At 43.1% G+C, this 17,787-nt stretch carries 14 protein-coding genes; 8 read left to right on the forward strand and 6 right to left on the reverse strand.

The genetic code is table 11. The annotated features are described in order from the left end of the window. Positions 1 to 13: 13 nt before the first annotated feature. The 3 genes from HXT45_RS06195 to HXT45_RS06205 form a co-directional block, all read right to left on the reverse strand. A complete protein-coding gene (locus HXT45_RS06195; RefSeq protein ID WP_421781679.1) occupies positions 14 to 2,572 on the reverse strand; it encodes a S9 family peptidase in 2,559 nt (852 codons plus the stop codon). Between the two features lie 95 nt (positions 2,573 to 2,667). After that, the gene (locus tag HXT45_RS06200) at positions 2,668 to 3,978 is read right to left on the reverse strand and encodes an App1 family protein (protein ID WP_421781681.1); all 1,311 of its coding nucleotides are present in this window, start codon (positions 3,976 to 3,978) and stop codon (positions 2,668 to 2,670) included. Next, positions 3,962 to 5,482, reverse strand: coding sequence for a L,D-transpeptidase (locus HXT45_RS06205; protein ID WP_004131729.1), 1,521 nt, complete (start codon positions 5,480 to 5,482; stop codon positions 3,962 to 3,964). Before HXT45_RS06205 ends, HXT45_RS06200 begins: the two co-directional genes overlap by 17 nt. Positions 5,483 to 5,759: 277 nt before the next feature. On the opposite strand from HXT45_RS06205, the gene HXT45_RS06210 reads away from it, so the two are divergent. From HXT45_RS06210 to rpiA, 4 genes are all read left to right on the forward strand, one after another. After that, the gene (locus tag HXT45_RS06210) at positions 5,760 to 6,893 is read left to right on the forward strand and encodes a diacylglycerol/lipid kinase family protein (RefSeq protein ID WP_060785873.1); all 1,134 of its coding nucleotides are present in this window, start codon (positions 5,760 to 5,762) and stop codon (positions 6,891 to 6,893) included. Between the two features lie 30 nt (positions 6,894 to 6,923). After that, positions 6,924 to 8,597 (forward strand): phosphoglucomutase (alpha-D-glucose-1,6-bisphosphate-dependent), encoded by a 1,674-nt coding sequence (pgm, locus tag HXT45_RS06215; RefSeq protein WP_101896494.1) that lies wholly within the window; start codon positions 6,924 to 6,926, stop codon positions 8,595 to 8,597. Between the two features lie 85 nt (positions 8,598 to 8,682). Further along, on the forward strand, positions 8,683 to 9,717 hold the full coding sequence (locus HXT45_RS06220; protein WP_018642970.1) for a ribonuclease H family protein: 1,035 nt from the start codon (positions 8,683 to 8,685) through the stop codon (positions 9,715 to 9,717). 132 nt (positions 9,718 to 9,849) lie between these two features. Next, complete coding sequence (rpiA, locus tag HXT45_RS06225) at positions 9,850 to 10,548, forward strand: ribose-5-phosphate isomerase RpiA (RefSeq protein WP_004131725.1); 699 nt, start codon at positions 9,850 to 9,852, stop codon at positions 10,546 to 10,548. Between the two features lie 199 nt (positions 10,549 to 10,747). Here the strand turns inward: rpiA and HXT45_RS06230 are convergent, their stop codons facing one another. After that, complete coding sequence (locus tag HXT45_RS06230) at positions 10,748 to 10,837, reverse strand: 30S ribosomal protein bS22 (protein ID WP_004268639.1); 90 nt, start codon at positions 10,835 to 10,837, stop codon at positions 10,748 to 10,750. A gap of 170 nt (positions 10,838 to 11,007) precedes the next feature. Then, on the reverse strand, positions 11,008 to 11,640 hold the full coding sequence (locus HXT45_RS06235) for a hypothetical protein (RefSeq protein ID WP_004131724.1): 633 nt from the start codon (positions 11,638 to 11,640) through the stop codon (positions 11,008 to 11,010). A 91-nt stretch (positions 11,641 to 11,731) separates the two neighbouring features. Between HXT45_RS06235 and radA the strand changes: the two genes are divergently transcribed. The 4 genes from radA to HXT45_RS06255 all read left to right on the forward strand — a co-directional run bounded on the left by radA (position 11,732) and on the right by HXT45_RS06255 (position 16,857). Beyond that, the gene (gene radA / locus HXT45_RS06240) at positions 11,732 to 13,183 is read left to right on the forward strand and encodes a DNA repair protein RadA (protein ID WP_421781685.1); all 1,452 of its coding nucleotides are present in this window, start codon (positions 11,732 to 11,734) and stop codon (positions 13,181 to 13,183) included. A gap of 19 nt (positions 13,184 to 13,202) precedes the next feature. After that, positions 13,203 to 14,744, forward strand: a complete 1,542-nt coding sequence (locus HXT45_RS06245) for an adenosylhomocysteinase (RefSeq protein WP_421782332.1) — start codon at positions 13,203 to 13,205, stop codon at positions 14,742 to 14,744. Between the two features lie 91 nt (positions 14,745 to 14,835). Next, positions 14,836 to 16,257 (forward strand): amidohydrolase family protein, encoded by a 1,422-nt coding sequence (locus tag HXT45_RS06250; RefSeq protein ID WP_421781687.1) that lies wholly within the window; start codon positions 14,836 to 14,838, stop codon positions 16,255 to 16,257. 51 nt (positions 16,258 to 16,308) lie between these two features. Further along, positions 16,309 to 16,857 (forward strand): cupin domain-containing protein, encoded by a 549-nt coding sequence (locus HXT45_RS06255; RefSeq protein ID WP_421781690.1) that lies wholly within the window; start codon positions 16,309 to 16,311, stop codon positions 16,855 to 16,857. Position 16,858: 1 nt separating this feature from the next. Here the strand turns inward: HXT45_RS06255 and HXT45_RS06260 are convergent, their stop codons facing one another. Then, the gene (locus HXT45_RS06260) at positions 16,859 to 17,710 is read right to left on the reverse strand and encodes a nucleosidase (RefSeq protein ID WP_421781692.1); all 852 of its coding nucleotides are present in this window, start codon (positions 17,708 to 17,710) and stop codon (positions 16,859 to 16,861) included. Positions 17,711 to 17,787: the final 77 nt, after the last annotated feature.

Here is a 17,787-nt window from a genome sequence, read left to right on the forward strand (position 1 = left end):
TTTTAAGGATATTCTACGAAATACCCATGGCATCTAAACACCACGCGTTTTCGTAGCAAACTTCTTCCCACTTTTTATATCTGCCAGAGCCTCCGCCGTGGCCACCTTCTGTTTCAATGCGCGCAATCGCATCCGCTCCAGCCGCTTGCAATCGCGCAAGCCACTTAAGCGGCTCCGTAACAAGAACGCGAGTGTCGTTAATCGAAGACGTTATAAGAATCTTTGGAAAATCTCCTTGCTCAATATGCTCAGGCACATTCTCGTAAGGCGTATACGACTTTAGATACGCGTAATCTTGCGCATTGTGCAACGGATCTCCCCACTCGTCCCACTCGGTAACAGTAAGCGGCAGCGATTCGTCTAACATAGATGTAAGCGCGTCTACAAAAGGAACGTCCGCTTCGATTCCTGCGTAGCATTGCGGAGCCATATTTGCCACAGCTCCCATAAGAAGGCCGCCTGCGGAACCACCATTTGCAACAGTCTGATTCGCATCAGCATAACCTGCTTGTTGCAAAGCGCGCGTAACATCTACAAAATCTTCAAAAGTGTGTTTTTTATTGCGCCGTCTGCCATTCTCATACCACGCGCGACCCATTTCTCCGCCGCCTCGCACATGAACTTGCGCAAAAAGCACGCCTCTGTCTAGCATGCTTAAACGCGCAACAGAAAAATACGGATCGCTGCTAATCTCGTACGCTCCGTAAGCGGTTATAAACATTGCGTTCGTTTTTGCAACAGCGTCTTTTTTCCAAACTAGCGAAACTGGCACGCTCTCGCCGTCTCGAACTTTAACCCACACTCGTTTTTCTGCGTAGTCGTTTTCGTTAAAATCGCCTAAAATTTTCCCGCGCTTAAGTAAAACACTTTTACCTGTTGCTGGGTCTAGTTCTTTTAACGCTCCAAGAGTTGCGTAACTTGAGCAAGAATAACGTATTTTTGGCGCTTCATAACACGGATTTCCCGTTGCTCCAATAAGGCTGATTCGACTATTTTTTGCTTGTTCAAGACTTATTTTAGACAATTCTTTGCGAGCGCTAGTGGAACGGAAGCTTGCGACTTTTGCGCAAGAATCGCAAGAAACTAACGAATCGCAAGAAGCCGCAGACTCGCAAGAATCTTCTACAAACCCGTCTTCTTTTACAAGGCGGAATCTCCATGGGCAGCCTGCCTTAAAATCTTCAACAGCATTGCTTTTAGTCATAACAGCAAGCTGAGGCAAGCCATTCGCGCGGAAAGAAAGAGCAACGTAATTTTTATAAACGCTTAAACCATCTACGCTCAAGCCGCGCAATCCTTGCAAAATCTTAGGATTTTTGCTGTTGTAATACGGCGCACTAATGGCCTTTTTACTCGCGCCTTTTTCTATTAAATCGCCATTTTGGCATCCGTATGGAGACCCTTGCGCAATGCAATAACCTTCGCCAATGTTAAATGGCATCGAATCTGCAGAGTATTTTCGCAAATCTATAACATCAATTTGAAAATTAGGATTTTTAAGATTGTGGCTTACAAACATTAGTGGAATATCTTTGCCATCTTGCCCAGCATTTTCAAAGCACGCAAACGAAACGTCGTATTCTACGTTTTCTATAGGCTTAAGCACCATTCTAAAATCGCCTTCTGGAGTGCTTAGAGGCAACATTAACACGCGTGAAGTGGTTTTAGAGCTGCTGTTTATAATAACGCTTCGCTCGTCGAAGCTTTCGTACACGCTAACAAAAAAGCGTTCGTCTAAATCTTCAAAAACTTTAACGTCATTTTCTACACTTGTTCCAACCTTATGCCTAAACACTTGGTATGGCCTCCAAGCACTATCTAAAGTTACGTAGAAAACCCATTTTCCATCTGGTGTTAAAAGCGCAGAAGATATGCCTTTTATGCAATCCGAAAGTGTTACAAAACTATTGTTATAGCGAGTGATGTAATCGGCACTTTCGCTACCATTTTCTTCGATATTTTCGCCATTTTTGCAATCAAAATCGCCACTTTTCTCCGCGCAAAAATCGCGAATATAAAAGTCAAATCTTTCATCGCCCTTAGAATCAACTCCAAACAGCATTCGCTTACCGTCTAAGCTAATATCCATTCCGCCAAGCTGAAAGAATCCGCCATTAAAACGGTTAGCTTCTATATTTGCGTCAAAAATAACCTCTTCGCATGGCGTTTGACCAGCATGAGCGCGCTCATCTATAACAGGTGGATTCCAATCATCTTCGCTCTTAATTTTCATACGGCATTGAACGCCATATTGCTTTCCTTCTTCTGTTCTAACGTAATACCAATAGCCATCCATGCGAGTTGGAACCGACATATCTGTTTCTTGAACACGACTTTTTAGCTCGCTGAACAAATGTTTACGTAAAGGCTCTAAACTAGAAACGCGTTTGCTAGTGTACTCATTTTGAGCATCAATATACTCGCGCAACTCCTTGGATTTAGTGTTACTCATCCACGCATATTCGTCTACAAACACATCGTTGTGGAACTTACGAACGTAGTCAACTCGTTTTGCAAGAAGTGGCTTTTTAGCAGTATTAAAATCACCAACTTTTAGCGAATTATCTTCCATTTATAACCTTTACAATCTTTATGATCTTTACAACACTTACAACACTTAAAATATTTACAACACTTAGAACACTTAAAATCAGTCTTTGATTAAAATCATTCTTTGCTATTAACAGAATCCATAATAAACGGAATCATAATATCTTCTAGCAAATTGCCATTTTGAGCAGCAAAGAATGGAACACCTTCAAAAGTACCAGCTGCACCCTTAGCTTCAACAAAAATATCATTGCAAGTTTTAGCAACTCTAGAAGATGCAAGAGTCACACCAAAATTCTTAGACATGCTTCGCCTAAAATCAACCAAAGTTGCGTCTTTTTTAAGCTGACGTATGCCAACAGCAAGAACGCGATTTGGGAATTTTTCAATGATTTTTGCATAAGTCGAAGGGTCTTTTTGACCGTCATCTCCAATAAGAACAAATCGCATGTCTGGAAAATCATCCATAAGCTGTTGAGCAAACTCGAGCTTGTGCTGTGGTCCAGTTGGAACAAAAGTCTTAGGACGCGGGTCTAAATCCCTAAGAAGAAGAGGTCCTGCAGGAAAACCTTCGCGCAAAATAAAGTGTCGAATTGAAGCTTCCACATTCCAAGGAGAATTGGAAAGGTAGAAGAAAGGGGTGCTAGGAATTGAATCCTTAATACGCCTAAAAAAGTGACTCATTCCATCAACAGCATGCCTATGTTCAGGATTCATAATAAGCAAATTGTAAGCAGCTCTAAGAGGAGAAGGCGCTTGAGTGACCATAATAGTATCGTCAACGTCGGAAATAATACCTAAAGGCGTTTGCTCCGATATAACAAACATGCTTGCTTCAACAGGATTGCGATTATCAACCTTGTACGAAACCTTGTGTTCACCTGGCAAAAGCGACCTTTCGGTAACCAAATCCAAGTAACCCGAACAATCCGAAACGCAATATTCTGCGCTACTGTTATACGCAGAATCTGGCTTATCGTACACGGAAGAATCGCCAACTTGCGCCCATTCAACAGCAACGTTATCAATACTTAGAGCAACCTTAACACGAATTGCAGGAACAACAAGCATCGCGTAAATACCGCGCTTTAAAGCGGAATGATGACCAGCTTTAGGCGCTAGAACAGTTCGGCAAATCAAGCGCGCGTAGCGATCTGTACCGTAACCAATGTATGGCTCAACGCTAGGAAACCATCCAAAATGCCGAGCGATTTTGCCACTTATGCGCACCCAAAGTCCAAAGCTAGACGTTGCAAACTTTCTAGCAAATTGAACAATCGGAGGTTTTTTATCTAAGCGCTCTTCGCTAGAAGGAGCATCAAACAGCGTTTCTGTAACACGAACCTGAATCGGAGTGCTACTAACTCTTCTAGATGCAGCAGGCAAATCGCCCTTCAAATTTGCTGCTTTATTAGCGTACTGGTCCATCTGGTTGTTCTCCAACAACTTCCACAACTGTTCCGCGAGGGCAGTTTTCAAACACCCACTTTGCATCTTGCTCATACATGTTTATGCATCCATGAGAACCGTACTTTGCAGGATATCCTTGAGATATACCAACATTGTTCCAAAGAGCTGTGTGGAATGAGATTCCGCCGTTAAAGTAGCTAACCCAAGTAATTCCAGGCAAGAAATACCTAGAGCCGTTTCGGTTAAATCCGCGCATATCTTGCACTCGGTAGCGCAAGTAAATAAAGTACGTTCCGTTTGGCGTTTCGTAATAACCGTTTGAGCCACTGCAAACTGGGAATGTTTTAAGAAGCTGATCGTCTTTGTAAACGCTTATTGTTTGGTTTGACTTGTTAACAACAACGCGCATGTCAACAGTCTTTTTTTCGATTCCAAACTTAACAACGTTTGTTGGAACACTAAGCTTTGCATCTGCCGACTTTTCTACAGCTTGAACAACTTTATTTGCAAAGTCTTTAGAATACTTAACTTCTATGCCGTTTTCACCCTTAAGCGTTGTTAATATAAACTTTCCTTGCTTGTTGTATGTATCTTCTTGGTCTACTTTTTGTTGATTAAGATTCTTAGCAAGCTCTTTAGAAAGCCATGCGTTGGCAGCAGACGAATCAACCTTGTACGAAATCTTCTTTTTTGCACAATCTGCATCAATCTTAATCCAAGATGCTAAAACAGCCTTTGAAAGCGTAAAATCTTTTGAATCGCCATTATCTAACGTAATTTTTTTAGATAGCAAATTATTGAGTTGATCAACAGTTTTCTGCGCTACATCACGCTTAATTGGAGCTTCTACCTTACGAGAGCCAACCGTAACTTTTACTGTTTTACCAGGATTTTCTAGAACGCGCTTAATTGCCTCACGAACTGGCAAAGTTATAATCGTACGGCCTGGAACACCATCTTCTACAACATAAGAGTTAGAAGAAGAATCGAACTTAGCTGTATACGGCATTGCCCTATCTTTTTCGCTAACAAACTTTTTAACAATGTACGCGTCCATGCTTTCGTTGTCTAACTTGGCTTTAAGCCCAACGTTTTCTTGCAACCAAGGCATAAGCATTGTAAACACGTTATTGTGCTTTGCGCGCATAACGTTTTGCACAGTTGCGCTTTTATCTACACTTACCGATAAGTCTTTAAGTGTTTCAACAGAGCTTTTTCCAGAATCGTCTTTAATCTCAATCTTTGTGTTTTCAATCGCCCTATTTACAGCATCTGTGACTTTTTCAATCTGCGCGCCCGAAACTTCACTGCTGCCAGCAAAATGCACTCCAGGAGCAACACGGTTATGGAAGTATGCTTGCGACCCTACAAAAGCCGCAACTACAAGTATTAAGAAAATAATAAACGAGTAAAGCAATACAAGCGCAGACTTATTGCCTTTAACACGTTTTTTCGATACTTCAAATTGTTCAGTATCGTCGGATTCAAAAACGCTCATATTATTTTCTTGCGATTCAGACATAACTTTAAACCCCTGCTAGTTCTACGCGCAAAACGCATGGTGCAAGCTTATCACTTGCTTAGCATATAAAAATCATATAAATGGCACTAACTAAGCAAACATGCCAACGTCAAAATGTAATTAAGCGCATAATCAAGCTCATAATCAATGCGCTAATCAAATGCCGCAACGCGCTAAATAACGCAATAAGTGATGAAAATGTAAAGAAATAATCAAATTTTATAAATATTGTCAAAATAATGTCCATATATTAAAGATGTGTGCAAGAATAATAAATATGCCAGATATGCCAATTCAAGCAACAATTGCGTTAATGGTGATTGTTTTTGCGCTAGTTTTTGCGCCATTCGTCATCATGATAGTTACGCGTACCCTGAAGAAGCATCATTTAGCAGAAAAACTGGCAGAAAGGCATGGAGACAGCGTTCACTATGCTTTTATACTAAATCCTTCTAAACCGCAAGCCGAAGAATACCGAAAAAGCATTAAAGATTACTGTGCTTCTAACAATCTTACTTACGAAATAATAGATACACAGCTTAATAAAGACGGGCGCGAATGCGCGCTAGAAGCTTTGAAAAATGGCGCAAACGTTGTTGTTGCAGTTGGCGGAGATGGCACTGTTAGAACGGTTGCGAGCGCAGTTAGCGGAACGAACCACGCAATGGGGATAATTCCAATTGGAACGGGAAATTTGTTTGCGCGAAACATGGGGATTCCTGTAGACAATGTTCAAGCTGCGCTAAGGGTGGCCACTAGCCATGGATCTAGGTTTGTTGACGTTGGTCGCGTTTTTATACTCGATAAGCCGTACGAAGACCACGGTCACGCGTTTTTGATTATTGCGGGAATTGGATTCGACGCGCTTATGATAGACGACACTAATCCTGCACTTAAAAAGAACATAAGCTGGCTTGCATACTTTGTTGCAGGTGTTAAACACTTATTTGCGCCAAAATACCGCGGAGACGTTACTTTTACGCGCAAAGATGGAACGGATTACACATCTAGTGCAATATCTTTCCGCACGCTTATGGCTGGAAATTGCGGCCAGATTCCAATGTTTTCACTTATGCCAGATGCAGCTTACGACGATGGCATACTCGACTTTGAGATTATTGACACTTCTGGCGGATTAATTGGATGGGCTAACTTGTTTGGAGATGTTGTGCACCAAACCGTTACAGGAAAAGCGCAACAAAGCCCACTTTCTACAAACTCCAAGATTGACCAATCGCAGGGTGTTGAAGCCGAAGTTAAGCTAGAACGGCCTGCTCCCGTGCAGGTTGATGGAGATATTTTAGGCTACACAAAACACTTGCGTTTTAGTGTAGATAAACGAGCATTATGCGTGCGCGTGCCAGAGAGTTTGCAATCTTCTTTAACTCAAAATACCGCCGACTTACGTTAAAATACCGCCGCCGTGGCAAAATAAAAAATTATGGTAGCAAAAAATGCGGGAATGCCCGCCACCCCAGAAGATCTAGTAGACGTTGACGCTTTGATTGGCGCTTACTACGATGAAGTTCCAAATTCCAATATTCCAGAACAGCGCGTTATTTTCGGCACGTCTGGTCACCGTGGTTCTGCGTTAAAAACTTCGTTTAACGAAGCTCACATTGTTGCAATCACACAAGCCATTGCCGAATATCGCAAGAAGGCTGGCGTAACTGGCCCACTTTATATTGGTAGAGATACGCACGCTCTTTCCGAGCCTGCTCAAAAAACCGCTATTGAGGTTTTGGTTGCTAACGGCGTTCACGTTCGTGTGGACTCGCGCGGCGACTTTGTTCCAACGCCTGTTGTGTCGCAAGCTATTTTGACGCATAATCGCGCAGCTGATGGCACTCAGCGTTTTAGCGGCGAAGGTTTGGCAGATGGCATCGTAGTAACTCCTTCACACAATCCTCCAACCGACGGCGGTTTTAAGTACGACCCTGTAACTGGCGGCCCTGCCCCAGCAGACGTAACTAATGCGATTGCAAACCGCGCAAACGAATTGCTCGACAATTACAAGTCCGTTAAGCGCGTGCCTTTCGAGGAAGCAATCAAGTCTGATTTGGTTGAAGGCTTCGATTACCGCGAACACTACGTTAGCGATTTAGCAAACGTTATTGACTTCGATGTAATTCGCTCTAGCGGTGTGCGCTTGGGAATTGACCCACTCGGCGGCGCAAGCGTAAACTACTGGCCACTTATGAACGAAAAGTACGGCTTAAACATTGGCGTTGTGCGCCCAGATGTTGACCCAACTTGGCGATTCATGACAATTGACCACGATGGCAAGATTCGTATGGATCCAAGCTCCCCTTACGCAATGAAGGGCTTAGTTGATCAGCTTAACGCTGGCGCTTGGGATAAGTACGATTTAGTTGGCGGCACCGATCCAGATGCTGACCGCCACGGAATTGTGTGCCCTAACTGGGGCGTTATGAACCCGAACCACTACATTGCAGTGTGCGTGGAGTACTTGTTCGGCGGCGCTCGCCCAGATTGGCCAAAGAATACTGCTATCGGCAAGACGCTTGTGTCTTCTTCTTTGATTGACCGCGTAGCTGCTTCTATTAACGCTAAGCTTGTGGAAGTTCCTGTTGGCTTTAAGTGGTTTGTTGACCCACTCTTTAGTGGCGAAGTTGCTTTCGGCGGCGAGGAAAGCTCTGGCATGAGCTTCTTGCGCAAGGATGGCCGCGTGTGGACAACCGATAAGGATGGCTTGATTCCTGATTTGCTCGCTGCAGAAATCACTGCAAAGACTGGCAAGAATCCTGCTCAGCTTCATCAAGACCAGGTTGCTCGCTTTGGCGAAAGCTGGTACAAGCGCGTAGATACTCCAACCACTCTTGAGCAAAAGCAAAAGTTTGCAGCTCTAAGCGGAAACGACGTTGAAGCGACTAAGCTTGCTGGCGAAGATATTACTGCAAAGCTCACTGAGGCTCCTGGAAACGGCGCTAAGATTGGCGGCTTGAAGGTTACAACTAAGAACAATTGGTTCGCTGCTCGCCCATCTGGTACCGAGAACATTTACAAGGTTTACGCTGAGTCCTTCGTTTCTCCAGAAGCGCTAGATAAGGTGCTTGAGGAAGCTACTGCTGTAGTTGACAAGGCTTTAGCGTAACGCTTTAATTGCGATTAGTTAAAGTTAACAGCTTCTATATGCGCTGGTTGCTGATGCTGCCAGCGCATTTTTGAAAGGTTTTGCAATGATTGTTGTTTCTACAGACGGATCTGCTCTAGGAAATCCAAACGGATCAATGGGCTGGGCTTGGGCAGACCACATAGACGAAGCGGGCAACGCTCACGAGCACAATCACACTGGTAACGCGGATGCAGGCGGAGCTACTAACGGCACGAATCAAATAGGCGAATTATGCGCAGTTCTAGAAGCTTTGCGAGCACATCCTGGAAGCGAGCCTTTAACAATCGAAAGCGACTCGCAATATGCGATTAATTGTGCAACAACTTGGATTCATGGTTGGAAAAAGAACGGTTGGAAAAACTCCAAAAAAGAGCCTGTAAAAAATGCAGAACTTATTCGCGCAATCGATTCGGAGATTTGCAAGCGCAAAGGCTCCGTTAAGTTCGTTTGGGTTAAGGGTCATGCTGGAAACGCTGGAAACGAGAAAGTTGACGAGCTTGCTAGAACTTATGCCGAAGATTGCCGCAGCAAATTGAAGGATGGATATTTGCCACTAGAAGGGTGGAAATCGTTGATTTCTTCCTCATATTCAGATGGCGTTGACGTTCCGCAAGACGCAAAAATGCTATTGGATGGAAAAATTTCTAGTAGCGAATACCACATTGGCAGATGCGTTGGAGAAGATATTAATCCTGATTTTAATGGCAATAATACGCGTGAAACAGAGCGTGAAACATTTAGCGATACCACTAAATACGCAAATAACAACGCTGCTTGCGACTCATCTACGCAAATCATTAATACAAATGATGAATCGCCAGCAAATGATGAATCGAAAGCCGATGAAGATTCGCATGAAAATAACGAATCCAAAAATAGCGAATCCCAAAATAAATCAGAGCAAAAATATAAAGCAGTTCCAGGATTGCGCGTATGCGGAACATTGCAATTTACGCCTGCTCCAAACACAAGCCCAAGTTTTAACGGAAATCCACGATTTATAACAGGCACAATACAGTTAAGCGGATACGTTATGCCAGATGGCACTTTTAACTTAGAACCAACTGAATTTTATATGCAAACAAATGCTAAGAAATAACAGAACAAAATTCTTAAAGCAGACTAATATGTAATATGTATGAAACAGATGCGATTAGCAATCACTAAAAATCGCACATAATCGCGCAAAACAGCGCGGTAACAACCTGCAAAAGCAAGAAAGTAGGCACACATGGATAAAGCACAACAAGACGCGCTAAAGAAAGCAGCTGGCATTGAGGCCGCAAAAATCGTACAAAATGGCATGATGGTTGGACTTGGAACTGGCTCTACAGTGCGATTCTTGGTAGACGAGCTTGGTCGCAGAGTTAAGGAAGAAGGTTTAAGCTTTACTGGAGTTACAACTTCTCGCCGCACGCAAGAGCAGGCAGAAGGCTACGGCATTAAGATTCTTGACATTAACGATGTTGACCATATTGACGTTACGATTGACGGATCAGACGAAGTTGATAAGAACTTTAACGGCATTAAGGGCGGCGGCGCGGCTCTTCTTTGGGAAAAGATTGTTGCAATCAACTCCGATCGCATTGTGTGGATTGTAGACGCAAGCAAGGTTGTAGACACAATCGGCAAGTTCCCACTGCCTGTTGAGGTAATTCCATTTGGATCTGCTCAAGTGATTCGCAAGTTCGAGAAGCGCGGATACAAGCCAGTTTTGCGCTTGGATGCAAACGGCAAAGAAGTGCGCACAGACGAGAACAACTTTGTTGTTGACTTGCATTTGGAGCGCATTGACCACCCACAAGAGCTTGCTAAAGACTTGATTGAAACTGTTGGCGTTGTTGAACACGGCCTGTTCTTGAACATGGTTGATACTGTGATTGTTGGAGATCCAAACGGTCCTCGCACGCTTACAAATCCAAATAAGTAAGCTGCATAATCCAGTCATAATCTAATATTTAACCAATCATTTCCCGAGAATGTATGTAAAATTAGTTAATTTGCATACGTTTTCGGGAAATTTTTTACAATCTTCAATCGCAATAAGTCAATCGAAATAAAAAAGCGCTGGAAAATCCAACGCTTTCAAAAGTGTTACGTGCCCAAACGGGCAGGCGCGCCAAACAGCATTACTTACGCTGATGACGAGTCTTACGCAGCAGTTTGCGGTGCTTCTTCTTGCTCATCCGCTTGCGGCGCTTCTTGATGACAGAACCCATCTGAAGCCTCCATTCATATGTAAAGTGTGCAACTTGCCTAATGTTACACCGTTTTGACGACTTTGGAAAATCCTAAAGCAAAGTTTTACAAAAACACATGCAAAACATGCGCAAAACCATACGTTAAACACATACAAAACACATACAAAACAGCTTATATTTTGCAAAGTTTACATTGGGAATTGCTTATAGAATCTTTCAACAGATTGCTTTGATCCAGTTAACTCAAACACAGCTGTGTCGTTTTGCCAAATGGCACTAGCTTTAGCTTTATTGCCCGACTCAGTCTTTAACACATAGCTTCCAGTGGTTTTCCCAGAAACTTGAATTTTTCCAGAAGCAACATCTACCCCACTTAATCCATCTAGCAAAAGCTCATATTGCTTATTCGCTAGGTCGCGACTGCTCCATTGAGCAACAACAAGCGAAACATCGCTTCCAGATTCTCCTGTTGAATACTTAACTGTGTATTCTTCTAAAGGAGAAGCCGAAGACCATTTTGCACTAGCAGAAGCATCAACACGAGCAAAATCAAGAACAGTATCTGGCATAGCTTTTAACAGAGCAGTAGAAGTGCTAGGCAAATCTTTAGCCTTAATAGATGGCGTTTTTGCAGAAGGCACATGCGTTTTAGCAGATTGCGCATTTTGCTGGTGATTTAACGCCCAACCTGGCCAAACAAACGCGGAAACAATTGCCAAAACAACAACTATTAATGCAACAATAAGCACTTTTCGTAAATTGTTATGAGACGCAGAAAATCCTTGCGAAGAAGTAGAAGAATTATTTGTATAAGAATTCATTTTTTACCCCACATAACACTGTTAAACATACTTGGATTATCTCACAAAAGTATGACGGCAAAATGTCTATAAATGCAGCTAGCGTCAAATCATGGCTGCAAAATCTTCTACTTATTACTTGTGCTCCGAATGTGGTTGGAGTGGGTCAAAATGGTACGGCCGCTGCCCAGAATGCGGCGAATGGGGTACACTAAGCGAGTTTAGCGAGCCAAAGTTGCAAAGTGGCGTTTCTAAAGCTTTAAGATCGTCTAGAAATTCAAGAAGCGCAAAAACAAATGCGATTGCCGCGTTAAACATCGATTCCAGCGTAGACGCACAGCCGATTAGCAGCATCCAAGCAGATAATGGAATTAGAATACACACAGGATTTAGCGAATTTGACCGCGTTTTAGGAGGAGGGCTTGTTCCAGGGTCCGTAACGCTTATAGCAGGCGAGCCAGGAATCGGAAAGTCTACTCTGCTTTTAGAAACCGCTGGAAAAGTAGCTAAAAATGGCGGCAAATTTACTCAAAGCAGCGAGTCTGAAACAAACTTAGTTTTATACATTTCTGGCGAAGAATCAAAGTCGCAAGTAAAATTGCGCGCGTCACGCATAAACGCTATAAGTCAAAATCTTCTTCTTGCTTCTACAACAGACTTAAACACAGCTTTAGCATTAATCGAAAAGTATAAGCCAACACTTGCAATTGTTGATTCGGCACAAACTATTGTTTCTAGCGATGTTGATGGCATTACAGGAGGCTCCACTCAAGTTAGAGAAGTAGCTAGCGCGCTTATTGACGTTGCTAAAACTTGTAATATTCCAGTGCTTTTAGTTGGTCACGTTACAAAAGACGGCTCGATTGCAGGCCCGCGCACGCTTGAGCATCTTGTAGACACAGTTTGCCAATTTGAAGGAGATAGTCAAACTGCATTGCGCATGCTTCGCGCTGTTAAAAATCGTTTTGGACCTACAGACGAAGTTGGATGCTTCGATATGAGTGGATGTGGAATTGAAGAAGTCCCCGACCCTTCTGGACTGTTTTTGTCTTCTAACGAGGATTGCAAAAACGAAGGCACATGCGTAACGCTTACTTTAGAGGGCAATCGAAGCCTTGCTATTGAGGTTCAAGCGCTTGTTACAGACTCTGTTCTCCCTGCTCCTAGGCGTGCAGTTTCGGGAGTAGATGCAAATAGAATCGCTATGCTTACAGCAGTTTTATATAGGCATGGCGGATTGAATCTTCTTGCTAAAGACATTTACGTTTCTACGATTGCTGGCGCTAAAGCAAAAGAGCCTTCTTGCGATTTAGCAATAGTGGCATCTCTTGCAAGTGCTGCAAAAAATAAGCCAGTTTTGCCTTTTACATGCGCAATTGGCGAGATTAGCTTGACTGGCCAAGTTCGATTGGCTTCTAGAATGGAAACTAGACTTAAAGAAGCTGCAAGAATTGGCTATAAACGTGCGATTGTTTGCCATTTGCAAAAAAAGATTCACGTTGCAGGAATTGATGTAGTTGAAGTAAATAATCTTAAAGAAGCGTTGAAAGCGCTGGGATTGTAGGAGATTAATGGAGATTAATATGGTTGACTTTAGTAAATGGGCTGCTTTTACATCGCAAAAAACTAATCGCTCGCTTGCAGGTTCGCGAGTGTTTATTGAAGATGAAAATAATGAAAACAATAACAGCGGTAACATCAACAACATCAATAGCGGCAACAATAGCAATGTGCAAAAATTCTTGCAAAACGCTCAATCTTGGGGAATAATTCCAGTAAATTCTAAGGAAGACGCTGATTTTTGCGTAAAAATATGCGCAAAAAACCTAGAGACCACTGTAGATGCGCCTAATTTAAGCGGAAAAGATGCCATTGACTACGCGCAAAGCCACATGCCAGTAATGCGCACGCTACTTAACGATTTACAAGAAAACGCTCTTAATTTAGAAGGCATTAGAATAGCTGTTTGCCTTGTGCTAGAGCCAAAAACAGCCGTGCTACTAAGGGAGCTACACGCACACGGAGCGATTGTTGGCGTTTTTTGCGGCCCAGACGAAACTGACCAGAGAGTGGCAGATCAACTTAAAAAAGAGGGCATTTTAGTGCAAGCAAACCGCGATTGGTCTCCTGAGCAAACGCACGAAGGCGCTCTAAAACTTCTAGACGAAATACAGCCAAACATAATAATCGACGATGGTGCAAGTTTTGCGCGACTCGCAAGCCTAGAACGCCCACAAATCGCAGCAAATCTAATAGGTGTTGCAGAAGAAACAACAAGCGGAGTGCGCGCTTTTGAAGCAATGCAAAAAGCTGGTCACTTGCACTACCCCGTAATCGCAGTAAATAATAGCGCTCTAAAAACTGATTTTGACAATCGTCATGGAACTGGCGAAACATGCGTTACAACAATGCAACAAATTCTTGGAAGCGAATGCTTTGAAAACGCTAAAGTAACTGTTGTTGGATATGGACCAGTTGGCCGCGGATTTGCATTAAGAATACGCGCATTGGGCGCGAAAGTTACGATTTGCGATACAAATCCTGTTCAATCCTTACGCGCAGTTTTCGACGGATTTGAAGCTAAAAATCTTGAATGCGCTGTTAAAGAAAGCAATATGATTGTTTCTGCAACAGGAGTTAGACACACGATTACATTGCAAAATATGCAAAACATGCAAGAAAACGCAATTTTGGCTGTTATTGGTGGAATTGCAAACGAGATTGCACTAGACGAAATCCCTGATTTTAAGCCAATCGTTGGAACAGCACAAAGAAAAATCCAAGTTCCACTAGGTCCGCAGATCACGCTAATAAGCGAAGGAGACGGCACAAATTACACTACAGGCGGCGGAAATCCTATTGAGATTATGGACTTTAGTTTTGCTGTTCAAGTAAGCGCGATTGCGTATTTGCTAGAGCACAATGGCAATAAAGACGGCAATAAAAATGGCAATAAAAATAACGATAATCGCCTTGATTCTGGAATCTACCAATTGCCAGAAAGCTCCGATAATCAAATAGCAAGAATCGCACTAGCAAAACGCGGATATAGCGCAAGCGAAGCCAATAAAAACAACGGCTACAAGTGGGATTTAACGCGATTTGCGGAAGAAGCAAATAGTTAGCATAAATCAATTAACCAAATCATAATAAATCTAAGCAATAATAGAATAAATAAAGCAAAAAGTAGTACAACGTAATTCCTTAAGGAACACAATGCTTACAGACCCAATACGCAAACTTGCACACCCAACACCACTTAGCGAAGTCACACTATACAGTGCATCAATGGTTATTCCAGTAACGGGGCCAATAATCCCCGAAGGTGCCGTTGCTGTATCTAACGGACGCGTTGTTCACGTTGGAACACGTCAATGGGTTCTTAATATTCTAAAAGACGAGATGCCAAGCGATTCTTATATGCAAATGTTTAGAAATGAGAAACATTGGCACGGCCTTATGACACCAGGTCTTATAAACGCACATACGCATTTGCAATACACAAATATGGCAAGCGTAGGACGCGGAGAATATAGAAATTTCCACGATTGGGAGCAAGGATTTAACGTTGTTTACGACAAGTTGCAAGAAGATAAACAAAAAAATCCATCGCTAACAACTTGGAAGACTTCTGCATACGAAGGCGCAAGAATGATGGTGGAAGCTGGCACTAGCGCAGCTGCCGATATTGTAACCGATATTGAAGCGGTTGGAGCGCTTGCAAGCCAGGGAATGCACGGAATTGCCTATTGGGAGGTAATGGGCTGGAAAAACGTTGATTGGAAGGAAGAAGGCTACGCTAAGCTGCTAGAAATGCTTGGGCAAATGATGAACAACGGCAGCATACCGAGCATAGGTATTAGCCCACATGCGCCTTATAGTCTAGAAACAGAGCCGTTTGTGGATTTACCAGACATTGCGCGACAGCTAAACATGCGCTTGCACATACACTTGGCCGAAACGCCAATGGAAGCAGGAAATCACGCAGATACGCTAACTACGTATTCTGCTCCAGATTGGAATAGCAATGTTTGGGAAAGCTATAGCGAACTTAAATCGCACGGAATGACGGCATCTGCAATTCAGTTTTTGGATCAGCTTGGGTCTTTGGGGCCAGACGTTCATATTGCGCACGGCGTTTGGGCGGACGGCGAAGACCGCAGGATTTTACGCCAGCGCGGAGTTGGAGTGGCACTTTGCCCAAGATCCAATCGCATTACTGTTACAGAACGAGACGCGCCAATTCGCGATTACATGGAAGAAGGAAACTTGCTTGCAATTGGCACGGATTCCCTATCTTCTTCCCCATCTTTAGACGTTTTAGACGATGCTGCAAAAATCTACGACCTAGCAACAGCACAAGGATATAGAAAAGATGATTTAACACATCGAATTATTCGCATGCTTACTTTAGGCGGCGCAAGCGTTATGGGCTTGCACGTAGGACCGCACAGAATTGGCCAAATTAATGCTGGAGCCACAGCCGACCTTGCATTCTTTAACATTCCAACAGACACAAGCTCGCCGCAAGGAGTTGAAGAGACTTTGCACAATTTTGTTCGTCACGGCGCAGGAAGCGCAAAAGCAACTGTAATATCTGGAAATCTTGCGTACAATAATGGCGCTTTTGCGCAATAAGTCTTGACTAATAAGTCTCGCAAAATAAATCAGAAAATATCAGGAGATATTATGAGCATTAAATTAGAAGATATGAGCGATTACGCAAAAAATCTTGTTAAAGAATTGCACTTAGAAGCACACCCAGAAGGCGGATGGTACGCTCGCGATTGGCAAGCAGCACAGTTATATAGCGCAAATAACAGCGCAGACGCGAGCGCAGACGCGAGCGCAAACGCGACTAATACACAAGTTGACGAAAACTCCGCAGCCAGCGCTCCAAGACCACTAGCATCGCTTATTTATTTTCTTTTACCAGCTGGCGATTCAAGCGCGTGGCATAAAGTTGACGCAGACGAGATTTGGCTTTGGCATGGGCCAGCAAATCTTACGATTGAGCTTGGCGGTTGCGGAGTAAATCCTTGCGCAGAGGCGGATTCGCAACGTTTTACGCTTGGAAACACTAAAGAACACAACGGCTTATCTACGCGCGGTCACCTTGTGATTCCTGCTGGAACATGGCAGCGAACTGTGCCTAGCAACGCAGACGTTCTAGTGTCTTGCGTTGTAAGCCCTGGTTTTACTTTTAGCGGATTTAATTTAGCGCCTAAAAACGAGTAAGCTATTTAACAAGCGCGTTCAAAACGCTCAAAGTCAAACTTGCAGCGCGATTTGCAGCAAGAACTAAATCGTCTTTATGCGCATCAAGCGATTCATAGGATTCTCCGCAACGATTACTCATTGCGCGAATCGCAAGGAATGGCACGCTATTTTTAGCTGCAATATGCGCTACTGCAGCGCCTTCCATCTCTTCGCAATCGCCAAAAATCTCTTCGCGAACTGCGTCTAGAACCTTTGGGTCTGTGTTAAATTGGTCGCTTGTTGCTATGTTTCCGCAAACGTATGCAACGCCATTTTCGCTCTTATTAGACGCGCTTTGCTTAAATCCCGCTGAAGAATCGCAAGCAGCCGAAGATGATTCTTGCAAAGACTTTTCAAGCCTAAAGCCTAATAACTTCGCTTGATCTGCCGCTAAATCGCATAACTTTGAATCCGATTCAAAAACTTCTTTGTATGGAGCACAATCGGCAATAATTTGCGTATTTGTTTCTAAATAGTGAAAATTCTTGCCTATAACAATGTCTCCAACATTAAGACGCGGATTTAATGCTCCTGCGATTCCGCTAAAAATCAATACTTGTGGCTTAGCTTCGATTATAAGCGCCTGAGCCGCAGCAGCTGCAGCACACTTTCCCATTCCAGCAATGCATATTGTAAGAATCGCGCTATTTTCGTTGTTGTTAGAGGCGATTTTACCTTGAATAAAAGTAACACCGTAATCTTGCCAAGACTTATATTCGCCACTAAACGCTTGCAAAATAGGCTGAGCCTCTTTTTGAAGTGCCACTATAATCGCAAGTTTTGAAAGATTGCTAAAATCGCCAGAATTACCGATTGAAAATTCCTTTTGCATAGTCTCCCCTAAAATAAGTTCGATAAGTCTAATCTAATAAAATCTAACAAAATCAAATATAGTCAGATACAGTTAAA

The organism is Gardnerella sp. DNF01199S (assembly GCF_049244155.1).
Classification (GTDB): domain Bacteria; phylum Actinomycetota; class Actinomycetes; order Actinomycetales; family Bifidobacteriaceae; genus Bifidobacterium; species Bifidobacterium piotii.